We start from the raw sequence: 23,974 nt of genomic DNA on the forward strand, positions 1-23,974 counted from the left end.
TACAAACAGTAAGCTTTTGACAGTTAATGTTGCTAAAACATTTACATCATCTAAGGCTAGACTTCCTGAAACTGGAACAAAAGAGTCACCAGCTTTACTAATTGTATCCTTGTTTACTGCTTTCTTGGGAATCCTTGGTTTCAAGAAGAGTCAAGAAGACTAAAAAATAAGCCCTAGGGCTTATTTTTTTGGTACTTGTTTAGTGATATTGATTCCCCAAGGGATAAGATTCTCCGATTTATTTTTAATTCTTTCCATGTTATCTCTATGTCGAATCAGAATAATTGATGCTAGAAGAATAATGATCAAAGTAAAAAGAAGATCGTAACTAGGAAGGATAATTCCTAATAAAGGAAATATAAGAACGGAAATAATCGCAAAGCCAGCTACAACAATGCTAGCCAAAGAAATCATACTTCCCAAGTAAAGCGTTACAATAAAAATAATAATCAGATAGGAAAAGAAGAGGGGAGAAAATCCAAGAACAACACCTGCACTTGTAGCAACGGCCTTGCCTCCCTTAAATTCAGCAAAGATAGGAAAGGTGTGGCCAAGAACAGCTATTAGACCAAAAATCATGGGTGATATACCATTGATATGGAGAAAAAGTGGAAGTAGGGTTGCAAGAGTTCCTTTTAGAAAGTCGATTGCAAAAGTAACAGTTCCAGCTGTCTTTCCTAAAATACGGAAAGTATTAGTTGTGCCGGTATTTCCACTACCGTATTCTCGTAAATTCTTTTTAAAGAAAATCTGTCCAATCCATAAACCTGTTGGAATTGAACCCAGTAAATATGCCAAAATTAGGCCCAAAATTGTATTTATCATAAATTTATTATATCACGAATTTTGCTTTGTATTTAACAATCTAGTAAATTATTTGTCTAATCCGATAAAAATGTTTATTTCAAGGCTTTTGTGACAAAAACTTTTGCAAAATTTTATAAAAACTTGTAAGATAGTAAGGATGAATAATGCAGGAGGTTCCTTGTGGCAAAGAAGGAAATCAATATTAATAATTATAATGATGATGCCATTCAAGTATTAGAAGGGTTGGATGCGGTACGTAAACGTCCAGGTATGTATATCGGATCCACTGACGGGACAGGACTCCATCATTTAGTGTGGGAAATCGTGGATAATGCGGTTGATGAGGCTTTATCAGGTTTTGGTGATCGGATTGATGTCACCATCAATAAAGATGGGAGCTTAACAGTATCTGACCATGGACGCGGGATGCCAGTTGGTATGCACGCTATGGGTATCCCTACTGTTGAGGTCATTTTTACAGTATTACATGCTGGTGGTAAGTTTGGTCAAGGTGGTTATAAAACTTCAGGAGGACTCCATGGTGTAGGTTCTTCGGTCGTTAATGCCCTATCTAGCTGGTTAGAAGTAGAAATTACCCGTGACGGTACAGTCTACAAGCAGCGCTTTGAAAATGGCGGAAAACCAGTCACTACGCTCAAGAAAATCGGTACTGCACCTAAGTCCAAGTCTGGAACCAAAGTGACCTTTATGCCGGACGATACGATTTTTTCAACGATTGATTTTAAGTATAACACTATTGCCGAGCGGCTTAAGGAATCTGCTTTCCTTCTTAAGAATGTTCGCTTGTCTTTGACCGATGAGCGGACTGGCGAAAAAGTAGAGTTCCATTATGAAAACGGGGTCGAAGACTTTGTCAGCTATCTCAATGAAGACAAGGAAACCCTGACTCCTGTCCTCTATTTCGAGGGCGAGGAGAGCGGCTTTCAAGTTCAGGTTGCCCTCCAGTACAACGACGGCTACGCCGATAATATCCTGTCCTTTGTCAATAACGTCCGCACCAAGGACGGAGGTACCCACGAGACGGGACTCAAGACCGCAATTACCAAGGCCATGAACGACTATGCCAGAAAGACTGGCCTGCTCAAGGAAAAGGACAAGAATTTGGAAGGCTCGGACTACCGCGAAGGTTTGGCCGCTGTTCTGTCCATTCTGGTCCCTGAGGCACACCTGCAGTTTGAAGGCCAGACCAAGGACAAGTTAGGTAGTCCCTTGGCTCGTCCTGCTGTGGACTCCATTGTCTCTGACAAGCTGACTTTCTTCCTCTTGGAAAACGGTGAGTTGGCATCAAACCTCATCCGCAAGGCTATCAAGGCTAGAGATGCCAGAGAAGCGGCCCGCAAGGCGCGTGACGAAAGCCGTAATGGCAAGAAAAATAAGAAAGACAAGGGCTTACTCTCTGGTAAGCTAACTCCGGCCCAATCTAAGAATCCAGCCAAGAACGAACTCTATCTGGTCGAGGGAGACTCTGCCGGTGGCTCTGCCAAGCAAGGACGTGACCGTAAGTTCCAAGCCATCCTTCCACTGCGCGGTAAGGTTATCAATACCGCTAAGGCTAAGATGGTCGATATTCTCAAGAACGAAGAAATCAACACCATGATCTACACGATCGGAGCTGGTGTTGGGTCGGACTTTACCCTTGAGGATGCCAACTATGACAAGATCATCATCATGACAGATGCGGATACTGACGGTGCCCATATTCAAACCTTGTTGCTGACCTTTTTCTATCGCTATATGCGTCCGCTGGTTGAAGCTGGCCGTGTCTATATTGCCCTTCCTCCTCTTTACAAAATGTCCAAGGGCAAGGGAAAGAGCGAAGTTGTCGAGTATGCCTGGACTGATGGCGAACTGGAAGACCTGCGTCGCAAGTTTGGCAAAGGTGCCATGCTTCAACGCTACAAGGGGTTAGGTGAAATGAATGCCGATCAACTCTGGGAGACCACTATGAACCCTGAAACTCGCACTCTCATCCGTGTCACCATCGAAGACCTTGCTCGCGCCGAACGCCGTGTCAATGTCCTCATGGGAGACAAGGTCGAACCACGCCGTAAGTGGATTGAGGATAATGTTAAGTTTACGCTTGAGGAGAGTGGGGAGATGGTGTTTTGAAAGGATGATAAAGAAAATATGGGCTATAATATTTATACAAATCAAGAGTTTAAAAAACTAGCTAATGATGGACAAATTAATATCATGGCTCTCTTTGGAAATGGTGTAGATATTCAGTTAATGGAATATCTTAAATCTCCGTACCGAACTTCTTATCAAAATTTTTATAATTATCTTTGTTATAAGAATTTTGATAAGGATAATATGATTTTTCAAAAAATGACTGAGGATAAGAAAGATAATGAAAAAGATCCTAATATCAAGCAAAACTGGAGTGACTTCGAGAATAGTTTAATTGAGATTTTTAATCAACCTAACTGGCAGAATATAGTAAAATTGACTAAAGATTTCACTCAATTTCAAATCGAGTTTTCAAATTTTTTAAATGAAATAATTACTCCTAATATGCTTGCTAGGTTAGGGAATGATAGCACAGAAAAAGGAATTGCTCTTAATTCTTTTACCCGTTTTTTAGGTGATTTAGATACGAGAAATTTCAATAAATTGGGTTTCCCTCGTAAAACCAAACATTATTCTTTATTTAACTGGGAAATTTTAAATTTCAACTATACTTCGATGTTAGATAATATTTTATTGCTTGATAAAGGACAATTTGATCCGCATCCCCATAAGTTTGCAGATAGGCAGATTAAGTTTTATCCAAATCCTGAAGATAGAGGTACGATTCTCTCGAAAGCTTTCAACCCCGAAACTAAAGAATGGGAGCCAGGTTATATACCTGAGGAATATTTAAATAAAGATACTAATTACTCCAGTTATTTGATGACCAATATCACTCATCCTCATGGTTTTCAAAATGTTCCAAAGTCAATGTTATTTGGTTTCGATAACGAAAATCAAATAACAAATGTTAATAATAGAGACAAAGCAAAGAATTTTTTAAAACCCTATTGGGCTCAGAATGATAAAAAATATAAATCATATTTCAATAATTCTGATTTGTTTATATTATATGGTTTATCACTCGGTGATAGTGACTTTTGGTGGTGGAATAATATTCTTAATTCACTTTTGGAGACAGATTCTGAATTGATTATTTATAATTACAATAGCAATAAAGAATCTGATAATGATACAATTAATCGTTTTATTGATGTAGCAACCTATAAGGAACTAGATGATGAAGAATTAGATAAGCTTCATAAGAAGATTGCTATAGTTCAGTATGATTCTGAAACAAAATTAAATGCGTTCAAATTGGATTATTTGGATTGAATTCATGAATTATTCTCCATATTAAAAAAACTCTCGCTAAATATTCTTACAAGATCGCTAGAGCTAAAGTAAAGGTATCAAATTTTCTGACGGAGTATTTAAAGTCAAATTCTGTTTATCAAAATTAGGCGAGTTTTTATTGAGAAAAAGACGAACGTTAGTTTTTCTATCAAGAAGTTTTAAATCAATATTTCTTTCTGAAAATCAGAAAAGGTAAAAAGGGAATTAATGTTAAAATAAATAAAAAAATTAGGAGATTATAAAAATGAAAAAAATCTATACACTGGCATTGCTTGTGTTTTCAGTATTTGTCCTAACTGCTTGCTCTTCGCAAGAAGCCTGGCTAAACGGTACATGGAAGAGTGAAAAAACAAAAAGCACCTATGTTTTTGAAGAAAAGCAAGGTAAATGGAATATTTTAAACGGTAAGGAAAAAATTGCTGAAAAAGGTGAAGTAAAAGATAAAAAAGGCGATCAATTCACTATTGTTGATGTCAATGGTAATCGTCATCAGATTAAAAAAGTTGACGAAAATACTATTGAATATCAACCTTTTACATCTGATGGCATTTCTGCAACTAATGGAGAAAGTTTTAAATTTAAAAAGGAAAAGTAGAGTTATTTTTAGATTTAGGTGAGCAGAGGAGTGATTAGATGACTATACTTGGAATGGTCGGTCTCATCTTTCGAGACATGCAGGAATCCGCTTTGCCAACTTTGATTCTATATAAAGAAGTTCCACTGAAAAGATAGGTATTCCCATGAAAACTGAAACCGAGATGTTTGATGTGATTTTGCAAACTGCAAAAGCGCTACAGGTCTACGCTGTCGCTATGTCTGGTTCGCGGACAAACCCAAATGCTACCAAGGATGAGTTCCAAGACTATGATGTGGTCTACATTGTGGAGGATTTGCATGCTCTGGTGGCCGACCTTGCTTGGTTGGAAAGGTTTGGCGAGCGCGTGATTGAGCAGCATGTTCTACTAGACCATCGTCGCCTCTATCTCATGCTCTTTGAAGATGGCAATCGGATAGATTTGACTCTTTGCCCCAAGGAGCATATCAAAGAGTGGGTGGATAGCGAAGCGGATTTCACGGTGCTGGATGACCCGCAGGGACTGTTTGCTCCTTACGCACCGACACCCAAGCGCTATTGGACGGCACCAGCCATCGCGACTGACTTTGACAAATCCTGTAATGAATTTTGGTGGGTGTCAGCCTATGTAGTCAAGGGCATTTATCGGAACCAGCTGGTTTATGCAACAGATCATCTGTATGGAATCTGCCAGCAAGAATTGCTCAAGCTTTTAGCTTGGCAAGTGGCAGCAGATAAAGGAACTGTCGATGTTGGCAAGAACTACAAGTACCTCTTTCAGTATTTGCCTGCTGAGAAAGAGAAGGAATTTACAGCCTTGCTTGACTTTTCTGACCAGAAAAAAATTACCAAGTCTCTCTTTGCTACCATGGACTTTTTCCACAAAGAAGCCCAAGCTTTCTCTCTCAAAACCGGCTTCCACTATGACAAAGAAACCGCTGAGAAGATGATTGAATATGCTGAGGCAAGACTCACCAATCACTGACTAAATAAAGAACGTAATTTAAAACATTAAACTACAGAAAGGATAGTTTGGTTACTTATAGTAACTGAACACGGGACTAATTTCCGTAAAATATCCTTTATTTTATAAAAAACTACTCTACATTCTTTGAAAGGAGTTGAACACGCCCTAAATACTGTGTGAAAAAGATAAATTCTCTTGTGAGCATCGCTCACTGCAATAATTTCCTATTTTCACTTTGTATTTTACGGGCTCTGTATCCTATATGAGTAATATTCAAAACATGTCCCTTGAGGACATCATGGGAGAGCGCTTTGGTCGCTACTCCAAGTACATCATTCAAGAGCGGGCCTTGCCAGACATTCGCGATGGCTTGAAGCCTGTTCAGCGCCGTATTCTTTATTCCATGAACAAGGACGGTAACACCTTTGACAAGGGCTACCGCAAGTCTGCCAAGTCTGTCGGGAATATTATGGGGAATTTCCACCCTCACGGTGACAGCTCCATCTACGATGCTATGGTCCGCATGTCTCAGGACTGGAAAAACCGTGAGATTCTTGTTGAGATGCACGGGAATAATGGTTCCATGGACGGTGATCCACCGGCGGCTATGCGTTATACTGAGGCGCGCCTGTCTGAGATGGCTGGCTATCTTTTGCAGGATATCGAGAAAGATACCGTTCCTTTTGCCTGGAACTTCGATGATACTGAGAAAGAGCCAACCGTTCTGCCGGCAGCCTTTCCTAATCTTTTGGTCAATGGAGCAACTGGGATTTCAGCTGGTTATGCGACGGATATTCCTCCTCATAATCTAGCCGAAGTTATTGACGCTGTCATCTATATGATTGACCATCCGTCTGCCAAGGTGGACAAACTCATGGAGTTTCTGCCTGGTCCAGACTTCCCGACAGGAGCTATTGTCCAAGGCCGTGATGAGATCAAGAAAGCCTATGAGACTGGTAAAGGTCGCGTCGTGGTGCGTTCCAGAACTGAGATTGAAAAGTTGAAGGGCGGTAAAGAGCAAATCGTCATCACCGAGATTCCTTACGAGATTAATAAAGCGGTCTTGGTCAAGAAGATTGACGATGTGCGGGTCAATAATAAGGTGGCTGGCATTGCTGAGGTGCGGGACGAATCCGACCGTGACGGTCTTCGCATTGCCATCGAGCTCAAGAAAGACGCTAATACTGAGCTGATTCTTAACTATCTTTTCAAGTACACTGATTTGCAAGTTAATTACAACTTCAACATGGTAGCGATCGACAATTTCACGCCTCGTTTGGTGGGGATTGTACCAATCTTGACCAGTTATATTGCCCACCGCAAGGAGATTATTCTGGCTCGAAGCCGTTTTGACAAGGCTAAGGCTGAGAAACGGCTCCATATCGTGGAAGGACTGATTCGGGTTATTTCCATTTTGGACGAGGTGATTGCCCTGATTCGTGCTTCTGAAAACAAAGCAGATGCCAAGGAAAATCTTAAGGTCAGCTATGATTTCACCGAGGAGCAGGCTGAGGCTATCGTCACTCTCCAACTCTACCGTTTGACCAATACAGACGTAGTGGTTCTGGAAGAGGAAGAAGCAGAGCTTCGCGAGAAGATTGCGATGCTGGCTGCTATTATCGGTGATGAGCGCACCATGTATAATCTCATGAAGCGAGAGCTCCGCGATGTCAAAAAGAAGTTTGGTAATCCGCGTCTCAGTGAGCTGCAGGATACAGCAAACGCTATCGAGATTGATACAGCTAGTCTCATTGTTGAGGAAGAAACCTATGTCAGCGTGACTCGTTCTGGTTATATCAAGCGAACCAGTCCGCGTTCCTTCTCAGCTTCGACCCTAGAGGAGATGGGCAAGCGTGATGATGACAGACTGATTTTTGTCAGTCCGGCCAAGACAACTCAGCATTTGCTTATTTTCACGAGTCTCGGAAATGTTATTTACCGGCCTGTTCATGAGCTGTCAGATATCCGCTGGAAAGAAATTGGAGAACACCTCAGCCAGACCATCAGTAACTTTGATACCAAGGAAGAAGTTATCTATACAGAATTACTGGACAGCTTTGAGGAAGGCACTTACTTTGCAGTGACTAAGTTAGGTCAAATCAAGCGAGTGGAGCGCAAGGAGTTCAGTCCTTGGCGGACCTACAAGTCTAAGTCGCTCAAGTTTGCCAAGCTGAAAAATGAAGATGACCAGGTTATTGCTCTGGCGCCGATTAAGCTGGATGATGTTATGCTCGTGACCAAGAATGGCTATGCCCTTCGTTTCAATATTGAGGAAGTACCTGTTATTGGTGCTAAGGCAGCTGGGGTTAAAGCCATCAACCTTAAGAAGGACGATGTTCTAGCGGCAGCCTTTATCGCCAACACAGACTCGCTTTACATCCTGACTCAGCGTGGTTCGCTCAAGCGTATGGCAGTCGCTGATATTCCTGTTACTAGTCGTGCAAATCGTGGTCTCCAAGTTCTGAGAGAGCTTAAGACCAAGCCACATCGTGTCTTTGTAGCTGGACCAGTCTATGGCGAAGCTGTGGACTTTGACCTCTTTACTACTGAAGCAGAATCCAGTGAGGAGCAAATTTTGCAGGTGCTTTCTAATAAAGGAACTGTCTATGATGTAAACCTTGCTGATCTTAGCCTATCTGAGCGCACCAGCAACGGCAGCTTTATCTCTGATACCATTTCAGACGAAGAAGTCTTCTCAGCTTATATTAAGTAATTATCAAACCAGTTCAAACGAGCTGGTTTTTTCAAACTAAAATTTAATAACGAAATTTTCTGAAAATTGAAAATAATGCTTGAAAATTTCTTAAAAAGGTGTAAAATAAGGAGTATCTAAAAAATGAAGTTTGGAAGTAGAGGAGTAAGATTATGACTGTAAATCTCGACTGGGAAAATCTAGGATTCTCATATATGAAATTGCCTTATCGCTTTTTAGCTTATTACCGCAACGGTCAGTGGGAGGAAGGCAAGCTGACAGAAGATGCGACCCTGCATATTTCTGAGTCTTCTCCAAGCCTTCACTATGGTCAGCAGGCTTTTGAAGGACTTAAGGCCTATCGAACCAAGGATGGCAGTGTCCAGCTCTTCCGTCCAGATGAGAATGCTAAGCGCCTGCAACGCACTTGCGATCGTCTCTTGATGCCACAAGTTTCAACTGAAATGTTTGTGGAAGCTTGTAAGGCTGTTGTCCGTGCAAATGAAGAATATGTACCTCCATATGGAACAGGAGGAACTCTCTACCTTCGTCCACTTTTGATTGGTATCGGAGATATCATCGGGGTAAAACCAGCAGAGGAGTATATTTTTACAATCTTTGCTATGCCAGTTGGAAACTACTTCAAGGGTGGTTTGGTTCCAACCAACTTCTTGATCCAAGACGAATATGACCGAGCGGCTCCACATGGTACAGGTGCCGCTAAGGTAGGTGGTAACTATGCAGCTAGTCTCCTACCAGGTAAGATGGCTAAGACTCGTAACTTTTCAGATGTCATCTACCTAGATCCATCAACTCATACTAAGATTGAAGAAGTCGGATCAGCGAACTTCTTTGGAATTACAGCAAATAATGAATTTGTAACACCGCTGAGTCCATCCATTCTACCGTCCATTACCAAATATTCCTTGCTTTACTTGGCAGAGCACCGCTTGGGCTTGACTCCGGTTGAAGGCGATGTTCCGATTAATGATTTGGATCGCTTTGTTGAAGCCGGAGCTTGTGGTACAGCAGCAGTTATCTCACCAATCGGAGGTATCCAACATGGTGATGATTTCCATGTATTCTATAGTGAGACAGAAGTCGGTCCAGTTACCCGCAAGCTGTATGATGAATTAACTGGTATCCAATTTGGTGATGTTGAAGCGCCAGAAGGTTGGATCTACAAAGTTGATTGATAGGAAGAGCCTAAAAGGCTCTTTTCTTCTTAATTACAAGAAATCACTTGCCAGGTTTTTGCTTTTTGTGTAAAATAGTATCTTGAAAGAGGTAAGAAATGAGTAAAAAAGATAAGAAAATTGAAATTCAAATTAATGATAGCCAGGTCAAAGTGGGAGCAGATTTATTTGATGGCTATTCACTCGTTATTGGTAAAAAAGTTATTGGTGAAATTGCAGAATTAGACGGTCAGTATGCTATAATCAAAAACGGAAATGCGGATGCTTTCTATAAAAAACTTGAAAAAGCTGTTGAAAATTTAATAGAAACCTATAATTTAGGTAAATAAGGTGTTGATTTTCCATTTTTTTCGTGTTATAATAGATGACGTTGATTGTATACGGAGAGATAGCGAAGAGGCTAAACGCGGCGGACTGTAAATCCGCTCCTTCGGGTTCGGGGGTTCGAATCCCTCTCTCTCCATTAGCGTTCATTTTGACGATGATAAAGTGACTATTGTCAGCGCTCTTTTTTGGGGTATAGCCAAGCGGTAAGGCAAGGGACTTTGACTCCCTCATGCGTTGGTTCGAATCCAGCTACCCCAGTTCTTAGGTGATATATCAGATGAGGGGATAAAATATCTTAGGGTATTTTATTTCTTTATAAATGGTATAAAAACGGTAAAGATAAATCAATATGTCGTTGCGGGCGCTTAGGAAAATAAAATGGATGTCAAGTGAAAACTTGATTGTTGGAGGATTTTTTAGATGAATGAATTTGAAGATTTGCTAAACAGTGTTAGCCAAGTCGAGCCAGGTGATGTTGTTACAGCTGAAGTATTGACAGTTGATGCAAACCAAGCTAATGTTGCAATTTCTGGAACTGGTGTTGAAGGAGTGTTAACTCTTCGTGAGTTGACTAATGATCGCGATGCTGACATTAACGACCTTGTAAAAACAGGCGAAACACTTGAATTGCTCGTTCTTCGTCAAGTAGTGGGTAAAGATACAGATACAGTTACTTACCTAGTATCTAAAAAACGTTTAGAAGCTCGCAAAGCATGGGACAAATTGGTTGGTCGTGAAGAAGAAGTTGTTACTGTTAAAGGAACTCGTGCAGTTAAAGGTGGACTTTCTGTTGAGTTTGAAGGACTTCGTGGTTTCATTCCAGCTTCAATGCTTGACACTCGTTTTGTACGTAATACTGAACGCTTTGTAGGTCAAGAATTTGATGCTAAGATTAAAGAAGTTGATCCAAAAGAAAATCGCTTCATCCTTTCACGTCGTGAAGTTGTTGAAGCTGAAGCTGCAGCAGCTCGTGCTGAAGTATTTGGAAAATTGAATGTTGGTGATGTTGTAACTGGTAAAGTTGCTCGTATCACTAGCTTTGGTGCTTTCATTGATCTTGGTGGTGTTGATGGTTTGGTTCACTTAACTGAGTTATCACATGAGCGTAACGTATCACCTAAATCTGTTGTAACAGTTGGTGAAGAAATTGAAGTGAAAGTCCTTGACTTAAACGAAGAAGAAGGTCGTGTATCACTTTCACTTAAAGCTACAACACCTGGACCATGGGATGGTGTTGAACAAAAACTTGCTGCTGGTGATGTAATTGAAGGTACTGTTAAACGCTTGACAGACTTTGGTGCTTTTGTTGAAGTATTGCCAGGTATTGATGGTTTGGTTCACATCTCACAAATTTCTCACAAACGTGTTGAAAATCCAAAAGATGTCTTGTCAGTTGGCCAAGAAGTAACTGTTAAAGTTCTTGAAGTTAACCCAGCTAATGAGCGTGTATCACTTTCTATTAAAGCTCTTGAAGAACGCCCTGCGCAAGAAGAAGGACAAGAAAAAGAAGAAAAACGCCAATCACGTCCACGTCGTCCTAAACGTCAAGAAAAACGTGACTTTGAACTTCCAGAAACTCAAACTGGATTCTCAATGGCTGACTTGTTCGGTGATATCGAATTATAAGATAATTTAGAAGTTGAGTTTTCTCAACTTCTTTTTCTTTTTTGACTTGTATTTTTAGTGAAAATTAGTTATAATAAATGAGTTGCCACCCTTAGTGTAATGGATATCACGTAAGATTCCGGTTCTTGAGATGGGAGTTCGATTCTCTCAGGGTGGATGACTTAAAATTGGACTCTTCGGAGTCTTTTTTCTTTCTTGGAGGAACATGCAATGACAGTAAAATTAATTGCCCATAGCTTGATCGAGAAAGACAGGAAGTATTTGCTTATCAAACGCTCGAAAATAAAGCGAGGCCTCCCTAATGTCTATACATCTTATTGGGATATTCCAGGCGGAAGTGTAGAAGAGAATGAACTGCCTAGAGAGGCCGCTCTACGTGAGGCTATGGAGGAGGTTAATCAAAACCTTCGGATTGATAAGATTATCCATGAAGATAGTCAGTTTGATGCTAGCAAAGATACTGTTTTCACACGCTTAGTTTATGCGGGTAGAATTTTGGAAGAGCGTGATATTATATTAGATCCAGAAGAGCACACAGACTTTGTCTGGATTTCTTCTTTGAAAGACCTAGAGAGCGAGCTCATCGTACCTTATTTGATAGATATTTTTGCTGACAAATCTGTATAAAGCAAAAAAAACATCCCCTTTTAACAAGGAGATGTTTTTTTCTTAGTTTTTAGAAGCTGCTTGGAATTCTGGATTTTTCCATGCTTCATCAATGATTGCTTGTAACTCTTTAGCAGAAGCTTGCATTTTTTGAGTTTCAGCATCGTTCAATGGGATATTTACTGGACGTACGATACCGTGAGCACCAACGATTGCCGGTTGACCGATAAAGACGTTTTCAACTCCATATTGGCCTTCTTGGAAGACAGAAAGTGGTAGAACGGCATTTTCATCATCAAGGATAGCTTTAGTAATACGAGCAAGGGCAACTGCAATACCGTAGTATGTAGCACCTTTTTTATTGATGATTGAGTAAGCGGCGTCACGGACTGAAATGAAGAGGTCTACAAGATCTGCTTCGTTCAAGTCACGGTTAGCTTGTAACCATTGTTCTAGTTTTACACCAGCTACGTTAGCGTGTGACCAAACAGCGAACTCTGAGTCACCATGTTCACCCATGATGTAGGCATGGACTGAACGAGCATCAACACCGATTTTAGCTGCCAAAGCTTGACGGAAACGAGCTGAGTCAAGTGATGTACCAGAACCAATGACACGTTCTTTAGGGAAGCCAGAGAACTTCCAAGTAGAATAAGTCAAGACATCAACTGGGTTAGCAGCTACGAGGAAGATACCATCGAAACCAGAAGCAACAACTTGCTCTACAATAGATTTGTTGATAGCAAGGTTTTTACCAACAAGATCAAGACGAGTTTCGCCTGGTTTTTGGGGAGCACCAGCTGTGATAACAACAAGGTCAGCATCCGCACAGTCTTCGTATTTTGCTGCATAAATTTTCTTAGGTGAAGTAAATGCGAGCGCATGACTAAGGTCCTCTGCGTCACCAACAGCTTTTTCAAATAATTGTGGAATTTCAATAATACCAAGTTCTTGTGCAATTCCTTGGTTAACAAGCGCAAATGCGTATGAAGAACCTACGGCACCATCACCGATAAGGATTACTTTTTTATGTTGTTTTTCAAGAGTCATCTCTAAAATCTCCTTTTATTTTTTACGGGTTTGTCCCAAACAAGTCTATTCTATCACTTTTAACATGCTTTGTCACGGCAGATGGTCAACTTTAAAAGATGTAAACGTTTTTAGGATCAAGGCTATTTACTGAAAAAATGTTTAAAATATGATATAATAGTACAGTTATATAAAGTGAAAAGAGGCATTTTTTTAATGCAAGATAAGAATTTAGTAAATGTCAATCTAACGAGTGAAATGAAGACAAGTTTCATTGACTATGCTATGAGTGTTATCGTTTCTCGTGCACTTCCAGATGTTCGTGATGGATTAAAACCGGTTCATCGTCGGATTCTTTATGGAATGAATGAGCTGGGAGTTACTCCTGATAAACCACATAAAAAATCAGCCCGTATTACAGGTGATGTTATGGGTAAATACCATCCGCATGGTGACTCTTCTATTTATGAAGCTATGGTTCGGATGGCGCAATGGTGGAGCTATCGCTACATGCTTGTTGATGGCCATGGAAATTTTGGTTCCATGGACGGAGATGGAGCTGCTGCTCAGCGTTATACAGAGGCACGTATGAGCAAAATTGCTCTTGAGATGCTTCGTGATATCAACAAGAATACTGTTGACTTTATCGATAACTATGACGCTAATGAGCGAGAACCAATAGTCCTTCCTGCACGTTTTCCAAATCTTTTGGTCAATGGCGCAACTGGTATTGCTGTTGGAATGGCGACTAATATTCCGCCTCATAATTTAGCGGAGTCTATTGATGCAGTTAAGCTAGTCATGGATAATCCTGAAGCAACAACCCGTGATATTATGGAAGTTTTGCCTGGGCCTGATTTTCCAACTGGCGCTCTAGTTATGGGCAAATCAGGTATTCACCGTGCTTATGAAACGGGGAAAGGATCGATCGTTTTACGTTCTCGGACTGAAATCGAAGAAATGAAAAATGGTCGCGAGCGGATTGTCGTAACTGAGTTTCCTTATACGGTTAATAAGACTAAGGTTCATGAACACATTGTTCGCTTAGTACAAGAAAAACGCATCGATGGTATTACAGCTGTCCGTGACGAGTCTAATCGTGAGGGTGTCCGTTTTGTCATTGAGGTTCGTAGGGATGCGTCTGCTCATGTCATTCTAAATAATCTCTTTAAATTGACACAAATGCAGACCAATTTCAGCTTTAATATGTTAGCGATTCAGGGTGGTGTTCCTAAAATACTCTCTCTCCGTGAGATCCTTTTAGCTTATATTGAGCACCAAAAAGAAGTTGTGACTCGTCGAACAGCCTTTGATAAAGATAAGGCCGAGGCTCGCGCTCATATTTTAGCAGGTTTGCTAATTGCTCTTGACCACATCGATGAAGTTATTCGCATTATTCGCAACAGCGAGACGGATGCTGAAGCACAGGCTGAATTAATGGCTAAGTTTGAATTGTCTGAACGTCAAAGTCAGGCTATTCTCGATATGCGCTTGCGTCGTTTGACTGGTTTGGAACACGATAAAATTCAGTCAGAATATGATGAATTGATTGCTCTAATAGCTGATTTGGCAGATATCTTAGCTAAACCTGAAAGAGTTCTTACAATTATTAGAGAAGAATTGGATGAAGTTAAGCGGAAATTTGCTGATGAACGTCGAACAGAGCTTATGGTAGGAGAAGTTCTCTCTCTAGAAGATGAAGATCTGATTGAAGAAGCGGATGTTTTGATCACCTTGTCAAATAAAGGATATATCAAACGTTTAAACCAAGATGAGTTTACAGCTCAGAAACGTGGAGGTCGTGGTGTTCAAGGGACAGGCGTCAAGGATGATGATTTCGTCAAGGAACTTGTTTCGACTAGTACTCATGATCGTCTACTCTTCTTCACTAATAAGGGACGAGTTTATCGTCTGAAAGGATATGAGATACCTGAATATGGCCGGACTGCAAAAGGTTTACCAATTGTGAATCTCCTGAAATTGGATGAAGGAGAAACAATTCAAACTATTATCAACGTTGAACAAGATCATAGCCAGGACTCTTATCTCTTCTTTACAACTCGGCTTGGGGTAGTCAAGCGTACTAGTGTGGCTGATTTTGCTAATATTCGTCAGAATGGACTCAAGGCTTTGAATTTGAAGGATGAAGACGAGCTGATTAATGTTTTCCTAACTGATGGAGCTGCTGATGTTATTATCGGAACAAAATTTGGTTATTCTGTTCGCTTCAATGAGACAGCTGTTCGTAACATGAGTCGTATTGCAACTGGTGTACGTGGTGTTAACCTAAGAGACGGTGACCAGGTTGTTGGAGCAGGTGTTGTGTCTGACAACGATGAAGTTCTTGTTATTACTGAGAAGGGTTATGGTAAGCGAACTCTTGCTAGTGAATATCCGACAAAAGGCCGTGGTGGTAAAGGGATTAAAACAGCTAATATTACAGAGAAAAATGGTCCTTTAGCTGGTTTAATGACAGTCAATGGTCAAGAAGATCTGATGATCATAACCAATACTGGTGTGATTATTCGGACAAGTGTTGCAAATATTTCACAAACTGGTCGCTCTACAATGGGTGTTAAGGTTATGCGTCTTGATCAGAATGCTCAGATTGTTACCTTTACAACTGTAGAAGCAGATGATAAAGAAGAGTTGCAAGACGAGAAGGAGTAAAATATGGCTAGAGGATCACGAAGAGCCAAGAAGAAACGTAGTAGACGTAATATTATATTAAATATTCTTTCGGTTATCTTACTGTTAGTTGCACTTGCCCTAATCTTTAATTCTTCAATTAGAAATATGATTATGGTTTGGCATACAAACAAGTACCAGGTTTCTAAAGTATCTAAGAAAGAAATTGAGAAGAATAAAGCAAGTAAAGGTAGTTTCAATTTTGAAAAGGTTGAGCCTCTATCGACTGAAGCAGTTTTAAATGCTCAATGGAAAGCGCAACAACTTCCTGTTATCGGTGGGATTGCGATTCCTGAACTATCCCTTAATTTACCAATTTTTAATGGACTGGAGAATGCAGGTCTTTATTATGGCGCTGGTACTATGAAAGAAACTCAGCAAATGGGAAAAGGAAACTATGCTTTAGCTAGCCACCATGTTTTCGGGATTACGGGAGCCAATGAAATGCTCTTCTCCCCTCTTGATCGAGCAAAAGCTGGTATGAAGATTTATCTGACAGATAAAGATAAAGTTTATACTTATTCAATAACTAGTGTTGAAAACGTGGAACCTGAAAGGGTAGATGTGGTTGATGATGCAGCTGATGGTACAGCAGAGGTTACTTTGGTAACCTGTGAAGATGCTGCGGCAACTTCTCGTACAATTGTTAAGGGTGTTTTAGAAAGTGAAACTCCATACAAAGAAACACCGAAGAAGATTTTGAACTACTTCAATAAATCATACAATCAAATGCAACTATAAATCTTATAATAAAAAAGAAGGAAGCATAAGTTTAATGCTTTCCTTTTTTCTTTTGCGAATAAATAGATTGTAAGGAGGTTTTTATGTACAGTATATCATTTCAAGAGGAATCATTATTACCACGGGAACGATTAGTAAGACTAGGAGCAGAGCAGTTAAGCAATCAGGAATTGCTGTCTATTCTCATTCGTACAGGAAATAAAAAAGAGAATGTATTCCAAATAGCTAGTAGAATTTTAGCATCAGTATCAAGTCTGACTGAACTGCGTCACATGACTCTATCTGAACTACAGGGGATATCTGGTATAGGGCAAGTAAAGGCGATTGAGCTACAGGCCATGATTGAGTTGGGTAGTCGTATTTCAAAAGCGGAGAATTTTGAAGGAGAACGTATACTGAGTAGTCAAAAACTTGCTAAGAAAATGCAACAGGAATTAAGTCATAAAAAACAGGAGCATTTGGTTGCACTTTATTTGAACACACAAAATCAGATTATTCATCAACAGACAATTTTCATTGGAAGTCTGACTCGGAGTTTAGCAGAACCTAGGGAGATTCTTCATTATGCGATTAAGCATATGGCGACATCAATTATCTTGGTCCATAATCATCCTTCAGGCGCGACTAGGCCAAGTAGGGATGATGATCAGGTGACTGAGAAAATAAAAGAAGCCTGCGAAATGATGGGCTTCGTTTTATTGGATCATTTAATTGTGGGAGGGGATAGCTATTATAGTTATCGAGAGGAAACAGACCTCATTTAAGGACGGTTAGCTATAGTGCTTAATCATGCTCTTTTTTCATAAAGTAGAGAAGAGTTTGCAGTTCGCTTGTCAAATCGACGTACTGAACCACAATTTCTTTTGGCAGGTGAAGATGTACAGGTGAAAAACTCATGATCCCTTTTATTCCAGCCTCTACAAGAATATTGGCTACTTCCTGGGCTTTTACACTTGGAACAGTTAAAATTGCTGTCTTGATGTCAGCGTCCTTGATTTTCTCTTTGATTTGAGAAATTCCATAAATTGGAATGCCGTCAGGAGTTTTTGTTCCAACTTCTTTATGGCTATCAACGTCAAAAGCCATGACAATTTTCATCTTATTTCTTTCGTGGAAGCGGTAGTGGAGAAGAGCGTGCCCCATATTACCAACGCCTACAAGCATGACATTGGTGATTGAGTTATCATTAAGTAGATCAGCAAAAAAATTCATTAATTTTTTAACATCGTAGCCAAAACCTCTGCGTCCAAGTTCACCAAAATAAGAAAAATCTCTTCGAACAGTAGCAGAGTCAATACCAATTGCTTCAGCAATTTGTTTGGAACTGGCTTTTTCTATTTTTTCTGCATTAAAACGTTTAAAAATACGGTAGTAGAGGGATAAACGCTTGGCAGTTGCACGAGGAATACTTGAATTTTTTTCAGTTTTCACAAAATCACGTCCTTTCATTTCTATTTTATAGAAAGTTTGTGAAAAAATCAACTATTTTAAAATAATCCAAGAAAGTAAAAATAAAAAAGAAAACTAAAATCCTTAGTTTTCTTTTTTATTTTCGTATGCTGACAAATCAAACTGTGACATGGTTCGATAGAGATTGCCTATTTTTCCTTCGTAGGGAAGTTCCTTACCGTTATAAGTCAAAGAGAGGACCTTTAAGTTATCCGGAATAGTGACACAGCCTGAAAAAGCTAGCATGAATTCATCAAAATCAAGATAACGAACGATTCGTTCGGCCTTATAAGAATCTAAGTATTTAAGTTCAATCATGTATATTCTCTGCTATTCTTGAATGAATGTTGGATTATTGTTCTGTCTTTATAAAAATCTCTCTCTCAACTAAACTATCCATCAAAAAGTAGAATTTCTGCTGAATAATCTTTTGATCTTCTGATTTAAAAATATTAACTAAGCGAAGACCAGATTTATCTGTGATATTAATTTTAAAGCCTGACAGGTCTTTATTGAAAATAATTTTCAATAAAAATCCTTGACCACTATTTGGAATTTCTTCTAAGAGGCGAGTTAGCTCAAAGTTTCCCACTTTTGTTTCGGCAAAGGTATTATCTTTTAATGTAAATTTTTTAACATTTGGATTTACTTCATAACTGTATAAACAATCTTTTAATGCTACTGACTTTTCAAAGGCCATGTGTTTCTCCTAAAATTTCTTTTAAATTTTTTGTTAAAATTTGTATTTCTTGAATTGTATTTTGATCAGAAAAACTGATTCTGAAGGATTCTTTTAATTTGGGGGAAGTCTCACCATAAAAAGCTGACAAAACGTGGCTTGGCTCAATCGCTCCAGCAGTACATGCTGATCCTGTGGAGACAGAAATTCCTGCCATATCTAACTTCATCAGCAGGATATCGTTTGCCTGGCCTGGAAATCCCATGTTAACCACATGAGGTAAATGAGGCTCCTGTTCATTGAGATAATAGTCGATAGTACCAAGTCCTTGCAAAAGTTCGTATCGAAGCTCTTGAATATGACTGAAGTTTTCGGCTATATATTCAATATTATTTTCTAGTGCTGTAGCCATTCCAGCAATGGAAATGATGTTTTCCGTACCAGCTCTTTTTTTATCTTCCTGACTTCCACCGTGAAGTAGATTATCAAAGTGGAAATCTTTAGCATATAAGAAGCCAGTTCCCTTCGGCCCATGAAATTTATGAGCTGAAGCACTTAAAAAATCAATTCCTAATTCTTCTGGATAGATAGGAATCTTCCCCATAGCTTGAACCGCATCTACATGGAATTTTGCTGGATGAGCTTTTAAAACTTCTCCAATTTCCTTAATAGGTAGTAGATAACCGGTCTCATTATTAGCAAACATGGTAGAAACGAGAATTGTGTCAGGACGAAGTGCATCCTTTATATCTTTTACTCGTATCTTTCCGTCGACTGGTTGGATAAAAGAAATCTCAAATCCGTATTTTTCGGCTAAATGGTGTAAGGGTTCTAAAACAGAATGATGCTCAATTGCTGTCGTAATAATGTGTTTTCCTAGATCTTGATGCTTGAGAGCATAGCCTTTTAGTAGGGTATTATTGCTTTCGGTAGCACCAGAAGTGAACAGAATATTTTTGGCATTAGTTCGCAATACCTGAGCAATAGTCTGCCTGGCCTGTCTAAGAATCTTGCTAGCCTCTCGTCCATGTTGATGGGTGCTAGATGGATTTCCATAGACCTGTCCCATTAAATCAGTCATCTTTTGGATAGTTATAGACGAAAGAGGGGTTGTGGCTGCATTGTCAAAATAAATCATTTTCAGTCCTTATTTTTTATTATATGCAAAGAGAGGACTGACAGGTTTTCTCTCTTGGATGCGGACAATAGCATCAGCAATCAACTCACTTGCTGTAATGTACTGGATGTTTTTTGGAGTTTTTTCTTTGGTGTCTACAGAATCGGTTACTAAAATTTCTTTGATCGGAACAGCATCTAATTTTTCAGCGGCACCATCAACGAAGAGACCGTGGCTTGAAACCGCATAGATTTCGGTTGCTCCTTCTCGATCGACAATTTTAGCAGCTTCAGTAAAGGTACGTCCAGTATTCAAGATGTCATCAATTAAGATCGCTTTCTTACCAGCTACCTCACCAATAATATATCCTTCATTGCGGTGAGCATCGTCTTGAGCATAGTCAATAATAGCGATAGGAGCATCTAGATGTTCTGCTAAACTGCGAGCTCTCTTAACACCTGAGTTCTTTGGACTTACAACGACAACATCATCACCTGTTAAGCCTTTATCGCAATAGTGTTTTGCAAAAAGAGGAACAGTGTAAAGATTGTCAACAGGAATGTCGAAGAATCCCTGCACTTGAACAGCGTGTAGATCAAGAGTCAGTACTCGATTCACACCTGCTTTTACTAACATATTTGCTACTAGTTTTGCTGTAATTGGCTCCCTAGGCGCCGCTGTACGGTCTTGACGAGCGTAACCAAAGTAAGGAATTACAACATTAACTGAGTTAGCACTGGCACGATTACAAGCATCTACCATGATGAGCAGTTCCATCAAATGGTTGTTTACTGGAAAACTTGTAGATTGAATGATGAAAACATCAAAGCCACGTACGCTTTCTTCGATGTTGACTTGGATTTCTCCATCAGAGAACTGACGTGATGAAAGTTTCCCAAGCGGTACTCCAGCAGCTTTTGCAATCTTCTCAGCGATAGCATGATTTGAGTTGAGCGAGAATAATTTCATGTTCTTTTTGTCATTGATTGAACCAAACATACCTAAAGATAACTCCTTTAATTTTCTGATTACTATTTTATCAAAAATATAAGATTTTTTCAGCTATTTGGCAAGTTTTTAGCAAATCTAGCGATCTTGCTTTTTAGGGGTGTGTATGGGAGATTGTTTTCTTGTAGAAAGTCAAAGAAATTAACTTTCCCATCTTCAGCATCTTGAACTTCAAGTTCGATTTCATAATCGTGAACATCAAAATAAAAATTTTCATCCAGAGCTAGAAGTCCAAACTCATGTTTCATTTCTCTGCGAATGGTGGTTAAGTGGCCTAGGATGGTTAATTGATTTAGCTGAATCTTCGTTTTCTTCAAGTTTTCAAGAATCTCTCCCTCTGGTAGAGTCATATTCTCAATTATTGAATGAACTTCATCAGCTGATAAAGCTTGGTTATATTCCATCGTTCCCACCTCTTGCGATATCTTCAGAGTCAGCTCGGCTGAATCATCAAAACGACGGATTCGGAAAGCCATTTTATGGTCTCTGATAAAAAAATCAGGGGTATCTATATAATAATTTGTTTGTTTTACTGGAGTAATATCTTTAAAAAATGGTAGCAGACTGTCGAATTGTTCTTTGTTTAATCCAGATTTATATTCAATTTCTAAATGATTCATTGTTGATCCTTTTCTTTCGCTTGAAAACGATTTATGTTATAATAATAGACGTATTTATTTTATATAAAATAATTAAAAATGACAAGGTGAGTGAGTGCATTTATGGAGTGGGAACAATTTTTAGACCCTTATGTCCAAGCTGTTGGTGAGTTAAAAGTCAAACTGCGTGGGATTCGAAAGCAATACCGCAAGCAACAACGACACTCACCTATAGAATTTGTAACCGGTAGGGTCAAGTCTATTGAAAGTATCCAAGAGAAGATGGTTATGCATGGAATAAGTTTAGAAAACTTAGACCGTGATATGAATGATATTGCAGGACTTCGAATTATGGTTCAATTTGAGGATGATATCACTGAAGTTCTGAAAGTCTTGCGTCAGCGGAAAGATATGAAGATTGTTCTAGAGCGAGATTATATCACTTATAAGAAGCCAAGTGGCTACCGTAGCTATCATGTGATAGTTGAATATCCTGTTGATACAATTGACGGTAATAAAGTTGTCTTGGCTGAAATTCAAATTCGGACCTTAGCCATGAATTTTTGGGCGACAATTGAGCATTCTCTGAATTATAAATATAAGGGAGAATTTCCTCAAGAAATTAAGGAAAGGTTGGAAATAACAGCTCGAATTGCCTATGAATTGGATAAAACAATGGGTGAAATTCGCCATGATATTCAAGAGGCTCAAGTTCTGTTTGATCCGCCTTATCGGAAGTTAAATGATGGCGTAGGAAATAGTGACGATACAGATGAAGAATATAGATAAAAAGATTGCAGTTTTTAGCAATTATAAACCTCAAAGTAAAGAAGTCTGCCAATTATTGATTAAGAAACTAAGGCAGAATCGTTTCATTTTAACCGATAAAAATCCTGATATAGTTATTTCTGTAGGTGGAGATGGCATGCTCTTGTCAGTTTTTCACAAATATGAAAAACAATTAGATAAAGTTCGTTTTGTCGGTGTTCATACTGGACACTTAGGGTTTTATACTGATTATCGAGATTTCGAAATTGACAAGTTAATAGATAATCTAAAATTGGACACAGGTGCTCAGGTTTCCTATCCGATTTTAAATGTTAGAATTTTTCTTGAGGATGGTTCTGTAAAAACTAAACTAGCTTTGAATGAAGCTACGATAAAGCGATCAGATCGGACTATGGTCGCTGATGTCATGATTAACCATGTGGCCTTTGAACGCTTCCGAGGGGATGGGATTTCAGTTTCTACTCCGACAGGCAGTACGGCTTACAATAAATCCTTAGGTGGAGCAGTTCTCCATCCGACAATCGAGGCCTTGCAAATTGCTGAAGTGGCTAGTCTTAATAATCGTGTATATCGTACTTTGGGCTCGTCTATCATTGTTCCCAAAAAAGATAAGATTGAAATCTTTCCAACTCGAAATGATCAGCATACGATTTCGGTGGATAATAGAACTTATACTTTCAAGCATATTTCTAAGGTTGAATTTCAAATAGATAATCATAAAATACATTTTGTCGCTAGCCCAAGTCATACGAGCTTTTGGAACCGAGTTAAGGATGCCTTTATTGGAGAAGTAGACGATGAGATTTGAGTTTATTGCAGATGAACATGTCAAAGTCAAAACTTTTCTCAAAAAACATGATGTTTCAAAGGGCCTTCTTGCTAAAATTAAGTTTAGAGGCGGGGGTATTTTAGTAAATGACGAACCGCAAAATGCAATTTACTTGTTAGACATTGGTGATAAAGTTACGATCGATATTCCCAAGGAAGAAGGTTTTGAAAGTTTAGAAGCGATTTCGAAAAAACTAGAAGTAGTTTTTGAGGATGATCATTTTTTAATACTTGATAAACCGGCTGGCGTTGCAAGCATTCCAAGCGTGAACCACTCTAATACTATGGCTAATTATGTCAAAGCTTATTATATAGATTCTGGTTATGAAAATCATCAAGTCCATATTGTGACACGTTTGGACAAGGATACTAGCGGTCTTATGCTATTTGCCAAACACGGCTATGCCCATGCACGATTGGATAAGCAATTACAAAAAAGAGCTATCGAGAAGCGTTATTTAGCCTTGGTTAAGGGAGATGGTCTTTTAGAAAAAGAAGGAGAAATTATTGCTCCGATTGCGCGTGATGAAGATAGTATTATTACACGAAGAGTTGCCAAGGGAGGTAAATATGCTCATACTAGCTACAAGGTTATTGAGCAATTTGGTAACATCTACCTAGTGGATATTCACCTTCACACAGGAAGGACGCATCAGATTCGAGTTCATTTTTCACATATCGGTTTTCCACTTTTGGGAGACGATTTATATGGTGGAAGCATGTCTGAAGGTATTAGCCGCCAAGCTCTTCACTGTCATACTTTGAAATTCTACAATCCATTCAGTGGAGAGGAAATTGGACGTGCCAGTCCTCTTCCAACAGATTTTGAACAAGTAATTCAGATATTTAAAAATTAATTAATAGG

24 protein-coding genes and 3 tRNA genes are annotated in these 23,974 nt (G+C 39.3%); 19 read left to right on the forward strand and 8 right to left on the reverse strand.

Annotated features, from left to right (window positions below; genetic code table 11):
* Nucleotides 1-16: 16 nt before the first annotated feature.
* Nucleotides 17-163, forward strand: a complete 147-nt coding sequence (locus O3640_RS06650) for an LPXTG cell wall anchor domain-containing protein (protein WP_268721976.1) — start codon at nt 17-19, stop codon at nt 161-163.
* A gap of 17 nt (nt 164-180) precedes the next feature.
* Here O3640_RS06650 and plsY read toward each other — a convergent pair whose 3' ends face one another.
* The gene (gene plsY, locus O3640_RS06655) at nt 181-825 is read right to left on the reverse strand and encodes a glycerol-3-phosphate 1-O-acyltransferase PlsY (protein WP_012000642.1); all 645 of its coding nucleotides are present in this window, start codon (nt 823-825) and stop codon (nt 181-183) included.
* A gap of 162 nt (nt 826-987) precedes the next feature.
* On the opposite strand from plsY, the gene parE reads away from it, so the two are divergent.
* The 12 genes from parE to O3640_RS06715 all read left to right on the forward strand — a co-directional run bounded on the left by parE (nt 988) and on the right by O3640_RS06715 (nt 12,203).
* Complete coding sequence (parE, locus tag O3640_RS06660; protein ID WP_268709894.1) at nt 988-2,937, forward strand: DNA topoisomerase IV subunit B; 1,950 nt, start codon at nt 988-990, stop codon at nt 2,935-2,937.
* A gap of 18 nt (nt 2,938-2,955) precedes the next feature.
* Complete coding sequence (locus O3640_RS06665; protein WP_227221325.1) at nt 2,956-4,173, forward strand: AbiH family protein; 1,218 nt, start codon at nt 2,956-2,958, stop codon at nt 4,171-4,173.
* A gap of 265 nt (nt 4,174-4,438) precedes the next feature.
* Nucleotides 4,439-4,789 carry a YgdI/YgdR family lipoprotein gene (locus O3640_RS06670; protein WP_227221324.1) on the forward strand — a complete coding sequence of 117 codons (351 nt, stop codon included), beginning with the start codon at nt 4,439-4,441 and terminating at the stop codon, nt 4,787-4,789.
* A gap of 145 nt (nt 4,790-4,934) precedes the next feature.
* Nucleotides 4,935-5,753: an aminoglycoside 6-adenylyltransferase gene (locus tag O3640_RS06675; RefSeq protein ID WP_227221323.1), complete on the forward strand. Its 819-nt coding sequence runs from the start codon at nt 4,935-4,937 to the stop codon at nt 5,751-5,753.
* A gap of 244 nt (nt 5,754-5,997) precedes the next feature.
* A complete protein-coding gene (gene parC / locus O3640_RS06680) occupies nt 5,998-8,448 on the forward strand; it encodes a DNA topoisomerase IV subunit A (protein ID WP_227221322.1) in 2,451 nt (816 codons plus the stop codon).
* Between the two features lie 152 nt (nt 8,449-8,600).
* Nucleotides 8,601-9,623 carry a branched-chain amino acid aminotransferase gene (locus O3640_RS06685; protein WP_223343938.1) on the forward strand — a complete coding sequence of 341 codons (1,023 nt, stop codon included), beginning with the start codon at nt 8,601-8,603 and terminating at the stop codon, nt 9,621-9,623.
* Between the two features lie 98 nt (nt 9,624-9,721).
* Nucleotides 9,722-9,952, forward strand: coding sequence for a DUF2969 domain-containing protein (locus O3640_RS06690; RefSeq protein WP_045503224.1), 231 nt, complete (start codon nt 9,722-9,724; stop codon nt 9,950-9,952).
* A gap of 53 nt (nt 9,953-10,005) precedes the next feature.
* Nucleotides 10,006-10,086 (forward strand) — tRNA-Tyr (locus O3640_RS06695).
* Nucleotides 10,087-10,136: 50 nt separating this feature from the next.
* A tRNA-Gln gene (locus O3640_RS06700) sits at nt 10,137-10,208 on the forward strand.
* A 162-nt stretch (nt 10,209-10,370) separates the two neighbouring features.
* Nucleotides 10,371-11,576: a 30S ribosomal protein S1 gene (gene rpsA, locus O3640_RS06705; protein WP_008809181.1), complete on the forward strand. Its 1,206-nt coding sequence runs from the start codon at nt 10,371-10,373 to the stop codon at nt 11,574-11,576.
* A gap of 85 nt (nt 11,577-11,661) precedes the next feature.
* A tRNA-Arg gene (locus O3640_RS06710) sits at nt 11,662-11,733 on the forward strand.
* A gap of 53 nt (nt 11,734-11,786) precedes the next feature.
* Nucleotides 11,787-12,203: an NUDIX hydrolase gene (locus O3640_RS06715; protein WP_227221321.1), complete on the forward strand. Its 417-nt coding sequence runs from the start codon at nt 11,787-11,789 to the stop codon at nt 12,201-12,203.
* 42 nt (nt 12,204-12,245) lie between these two features.
* On the opposite strand, the gene O3640_RS06720 is transcribed toward O3640_RS06715, so the two are convergent.
* Nucleotides 12,246-13,232: an L-lactate dehydrogenase gene (locus O3640_RS06720; RefSeq protein ID WP_008809179.1), complete on the reverse strand. Its 987-nt coding sequence runs from the start codon at nt 13,230-13,232 to the stop codon at nt 12,246-12,248.
* A gap of 195 nt (nt 13,233-13,427) precedes the next feature.
* Here O3640_RS06720 and gyrA point away from each other — a divergent pair, with 195 nt between their 5' ends.
* The 3 genes from gyrA to radC all read left to right on the forward strand — a co-directional run bounded on the left by gyrA (nt 13,428) and on the right by radC (nt 17,404).
* A complete protein-coding gene (gene gyrA / locus O3640_RS06725) occupies nt 13,428-15,881 on the forward strand; it encodes a DNA gyrase subunit A (RefSeq protein ID WP_371586803.1) in 2,454 nt (817 codons plus the stop codon).
* Nucleotides 15,882-15,884: 3 nt separating this feature from the next.
* Nucleotides 15,885-16,640 carry a class A sortase gene (locus tag O3640_RS06730; protein WP_008809177.1) on the forward strand — a complete coding sequence of 252 codons (756 nt, stop codon included), beginning with the start codon at nt 15,885-15,887 and terminating at the stop codon, nt 16,638-16,640.
* 83 nt (nt 16,641-16,723) lie between these two features.
* A complete protein-coding gene (radC, locus tag O3640_RS06735; protein ID WP_008809176.1) occupies nt 16,724-17,404 on the forward strand; it encodes a DNA repair protein RadC in 681 nt (226 codons plus the stop codon).
* 19 nt (nt 17,405-17,423) lie between these two features.
* Here the strand turns inward: radC and O3640_RS06740 are convergent, their stop codons facing one another.
* From O3640_RS06740 to O3640_RS06765, 6 genes are all read right to left on the reverse strand, one after another.
* Nucleotides 17,424-18,071, reverse strand: coding sequence for a redox-sensing transcriptional repressor Rex (locus O3640_RS06740; RefSeq protein WP_008809175.1), 648 nt, complete (start codon nt 18,069-18,071; stop codon nt 17,424-17,426).
* 102 nt (nt 18,072-18,173) lie between these two features.
* The gene (locus O3640_RS06745; protein WP_008809174.1) at nt 18,174-18,407 is read right to left on the reverse strand and encodes a DUF4649 family protein; all 234 of its coding nucleotides are present in this window, start codon (nt 18,405-18,407) and stop codon (nt 18,174-18,176) included.
* 34 nt (nt 18,408-18,441) lie between these two features.
* Complete coding sequence (locus O3640_RS06750; protein WP_008809173.1) at nt 18,442-18,789, reverse strand: DUF1831 domain-containing protein; 348 nt, start codon at nt 18,787-18,789, stop codon at nt 18,442-18,444.
* A complete protein-coding gene (locus O3640_RS06755) occupies nt 18,779-19,906 on the reverse strand; it encodes a cysteine desulfurase family protein (protein ID WP_061599421.1) in 1,128 nt (375 codons plus the stop codon). Before O3640_RS06755 ends, O3640_RS06750 begins: the two co-directional genes overlap by 11 nt.
* A gap of 9 nt (nt 19,907-19,915) precedes the next feature.
* Nucleotides 19,916-20,872 (reverse strand): ribose-phosphate diphosphokinase, encoded by a 957-nt coding sequence (locus tag O3640_RS06760; protein WP_111724295.1) that lies wholly within the window; start codon nt 20,870-20,872, stop codon nt 19,916-19,918.
* A gap of 71 nt (nt 20,873-20,943) precedes the next feature.
* Complete coding sequence (locus O3640_RS06765; RefSeq protein ID WP_227221320.1) at nt 20,944-21,513, reverse strand: CYTH domain-containing protein; 570 nt, start codon at nt 21,511-21,513, stop codon at nt 20,944-20,946.
* A 102-nt stretch (nt 21,514-21,615) separates the two neighbouring features.
* Between O3640_RS06765 and O3640_RS06770 the strand changes: the two genes are divergently transcribed.
* The 3 genes from O3640_RS06770 to O3640_RS06780 are packed head-to-tail and all read left to right on the forward strand — an operon-like array spanning nt 21,616 to nt 23,966.
* Entirely contained in the window at nt 21,616-22,281 is a 666-nt protein-coding gene (locus O3640_RS06770) for a GTP pyrophosphokinase family protein (protein ID WP_046165521.1), read from the forward strand.
* Entirely contained in the window at nt 22,265-23,089 is an 825-nt protein-coding gene (locus tag O3640_RS06775) for an NAD kinase (protein WP_048780091.1), read from the forward strand. Before O3640_RS06770 ends, O3640_RS06775 begins: the two co-directional genes overlap by 17 nt.
* Entirely contained in the window at nt 23,079-23,966 is an 888-nt protein-coding gene (locus O3640_RS06780; RefSeq protein ID WP_227221319.1) for an RluA family pseudouridine synthase, read from the forward strand. Before O3640_RS06775 ends, O3640_RS06780 begins: the two co-directional genes overlap by 11 nt.
* Nucleotides 23,967-23,974: the final 8 nt, after the last annotated feature.

Origin of the sequence: Streptococcus sp. 27098_8_75 (assembly GCF_041432475.1) — a bacterium.
GTDB classification, from domain to species: Bacteria; Bacillota; Bacilli; order Lactobacillales; family Streptococcaceae; genus Streptococcus; species Streptococcus gordonii.

Bases quoted from the DNA above. Each gene is read 5' to 3' on its own strand.
- O3640_RS06690 (WP_045503224.1), top strand. From the start codon at position 9,722: ATGAGTAAAAAAGATAAGAAAATTGAAATTCAAATTAATGATAGCCAG.
- O3640_RS06715 (WP_227221321.1), top strand. From the start codon at position 11,787: ATGACAGTAAAATTAATTGCCCATAGCTTGATCGAGAAAGACAGGAAG.
- rpsA (WP_008809181.1), top strand. From the start codon at position 10,371: ATGAATGAATTTGAAGATTTGCTAAACAGTGTTAGCCAAGTCGAGCCA.
- O3640_RS06685 (WP_223343938.1), top strand. From the start codon at position 8,601: ATGACTGTAAATCTCGACTGGGAAAATCTAGGATTCTCATATATGAAA.
- parC (WP_227221322.1), top strand. From the start codon at position 5,998: ATGAGTAATATTCAAAACATGTCCCTTGAGGACATCATGGGAGAGCGC.
- radC (WP_008809176.1), top strand. From the start codon at position 16,724: ATGTACAGTATATCATTTCAAGAGGAATCATTATTACCACGGGAACGA.
- O3640_RS06770 (WP_046165521.1), top strand. From the start codon at position 21,616: ATGGAGTGGGAACAATTTTTAGACCCTTATGTCCAAGCTGTTGGTGAG.
- O3640_RS06665 (WP_227221325.1), top strand. From the start codon at position 2,956: ATGGGCTATAATATTTATACAAATCAAGAGTTTAAAAAACTAGCTAAT.
- O3640_RS06775 (WP_048780091.1), top strand. From the start codon at position 22,265: ATGAAGAATATAGATAAAAAGATTGCAGTTTTTAGCAATTATAAACCT.
- O3640_RS06720 (WP_008809179.1), bottom strand. From the start codon at position 13,232: ATGACTCTTGAAAAACAACATAAAAAAGTAATCCTTATCGGTGATGGT.
- O3640_RS06755 (WP_061599421.1), bottom strand. From the start codon at position 19,906: ATGATTTATTTTGACAATGCAGCCACAACCCCTCTTTCGTCTATAACT.
- gyrA (WP_371586803.1), top strand. From the start codon at position 13,428: ATGCAAGATAAGAATTTAGTAAATGTCAATCTAACGAGTGAAATGAAG.
- O3640_RS06745 (WP_008809174.1), bottom strand. From the start codon at position 18,407: ATGATTGAACTTAAATACTTAGATTCTTATAAGGCCGAACGAATCGTT.
- O3640_RS06765 (WP_227221320.1), bottom strand. From the start codon at position 21,513: ATGAATCATTTAGAAATTGAATATAAATCTGGATTAAACAAAGAACAA.
- O3640_RS06675 (WP_227221323.1), top strand. From the start codon at position 4,935: ATGAAAACTGAAACCGAGATGTTTGATGTGATTTTGCAAACTGCAAAA.
- O3640_RS06750 (WP_008809173.1), bottom strand. From the start codon at position 18,789: ATGGCCTTTGAAAAGTCAGTAGCATTAAAAGATTGTTTATACAGTTAT.
- O3640_RS06730 (WP_008809177.1), top strand. From the start codon at position 15,885: ATGGCTAGAGGATCACGAAGAGCCAAGAAGAAACGTAGTAGACGTAAT.
- O3640_RS06670 (WP_227221324.1), top strand. From the start codon at position 4,439: ATGAAAAAAATCTATACACTGGCATTGCTTGTGTTTTCAGTATTTGTC.
- plsY (WP_012000642.1), bottom strand. From the start codon at position 825: ATGATAAATACAATTTTGGGCCTAATTTTGGCATATTTACTGGGTTCA.
- O3640_RS06780 (WP_227221319.1), top strand. From the start codon at position 23,079: ATGAGATTTGAGTTTATTGCAGATGAACATGTCAAAGTCAAAACTTTT.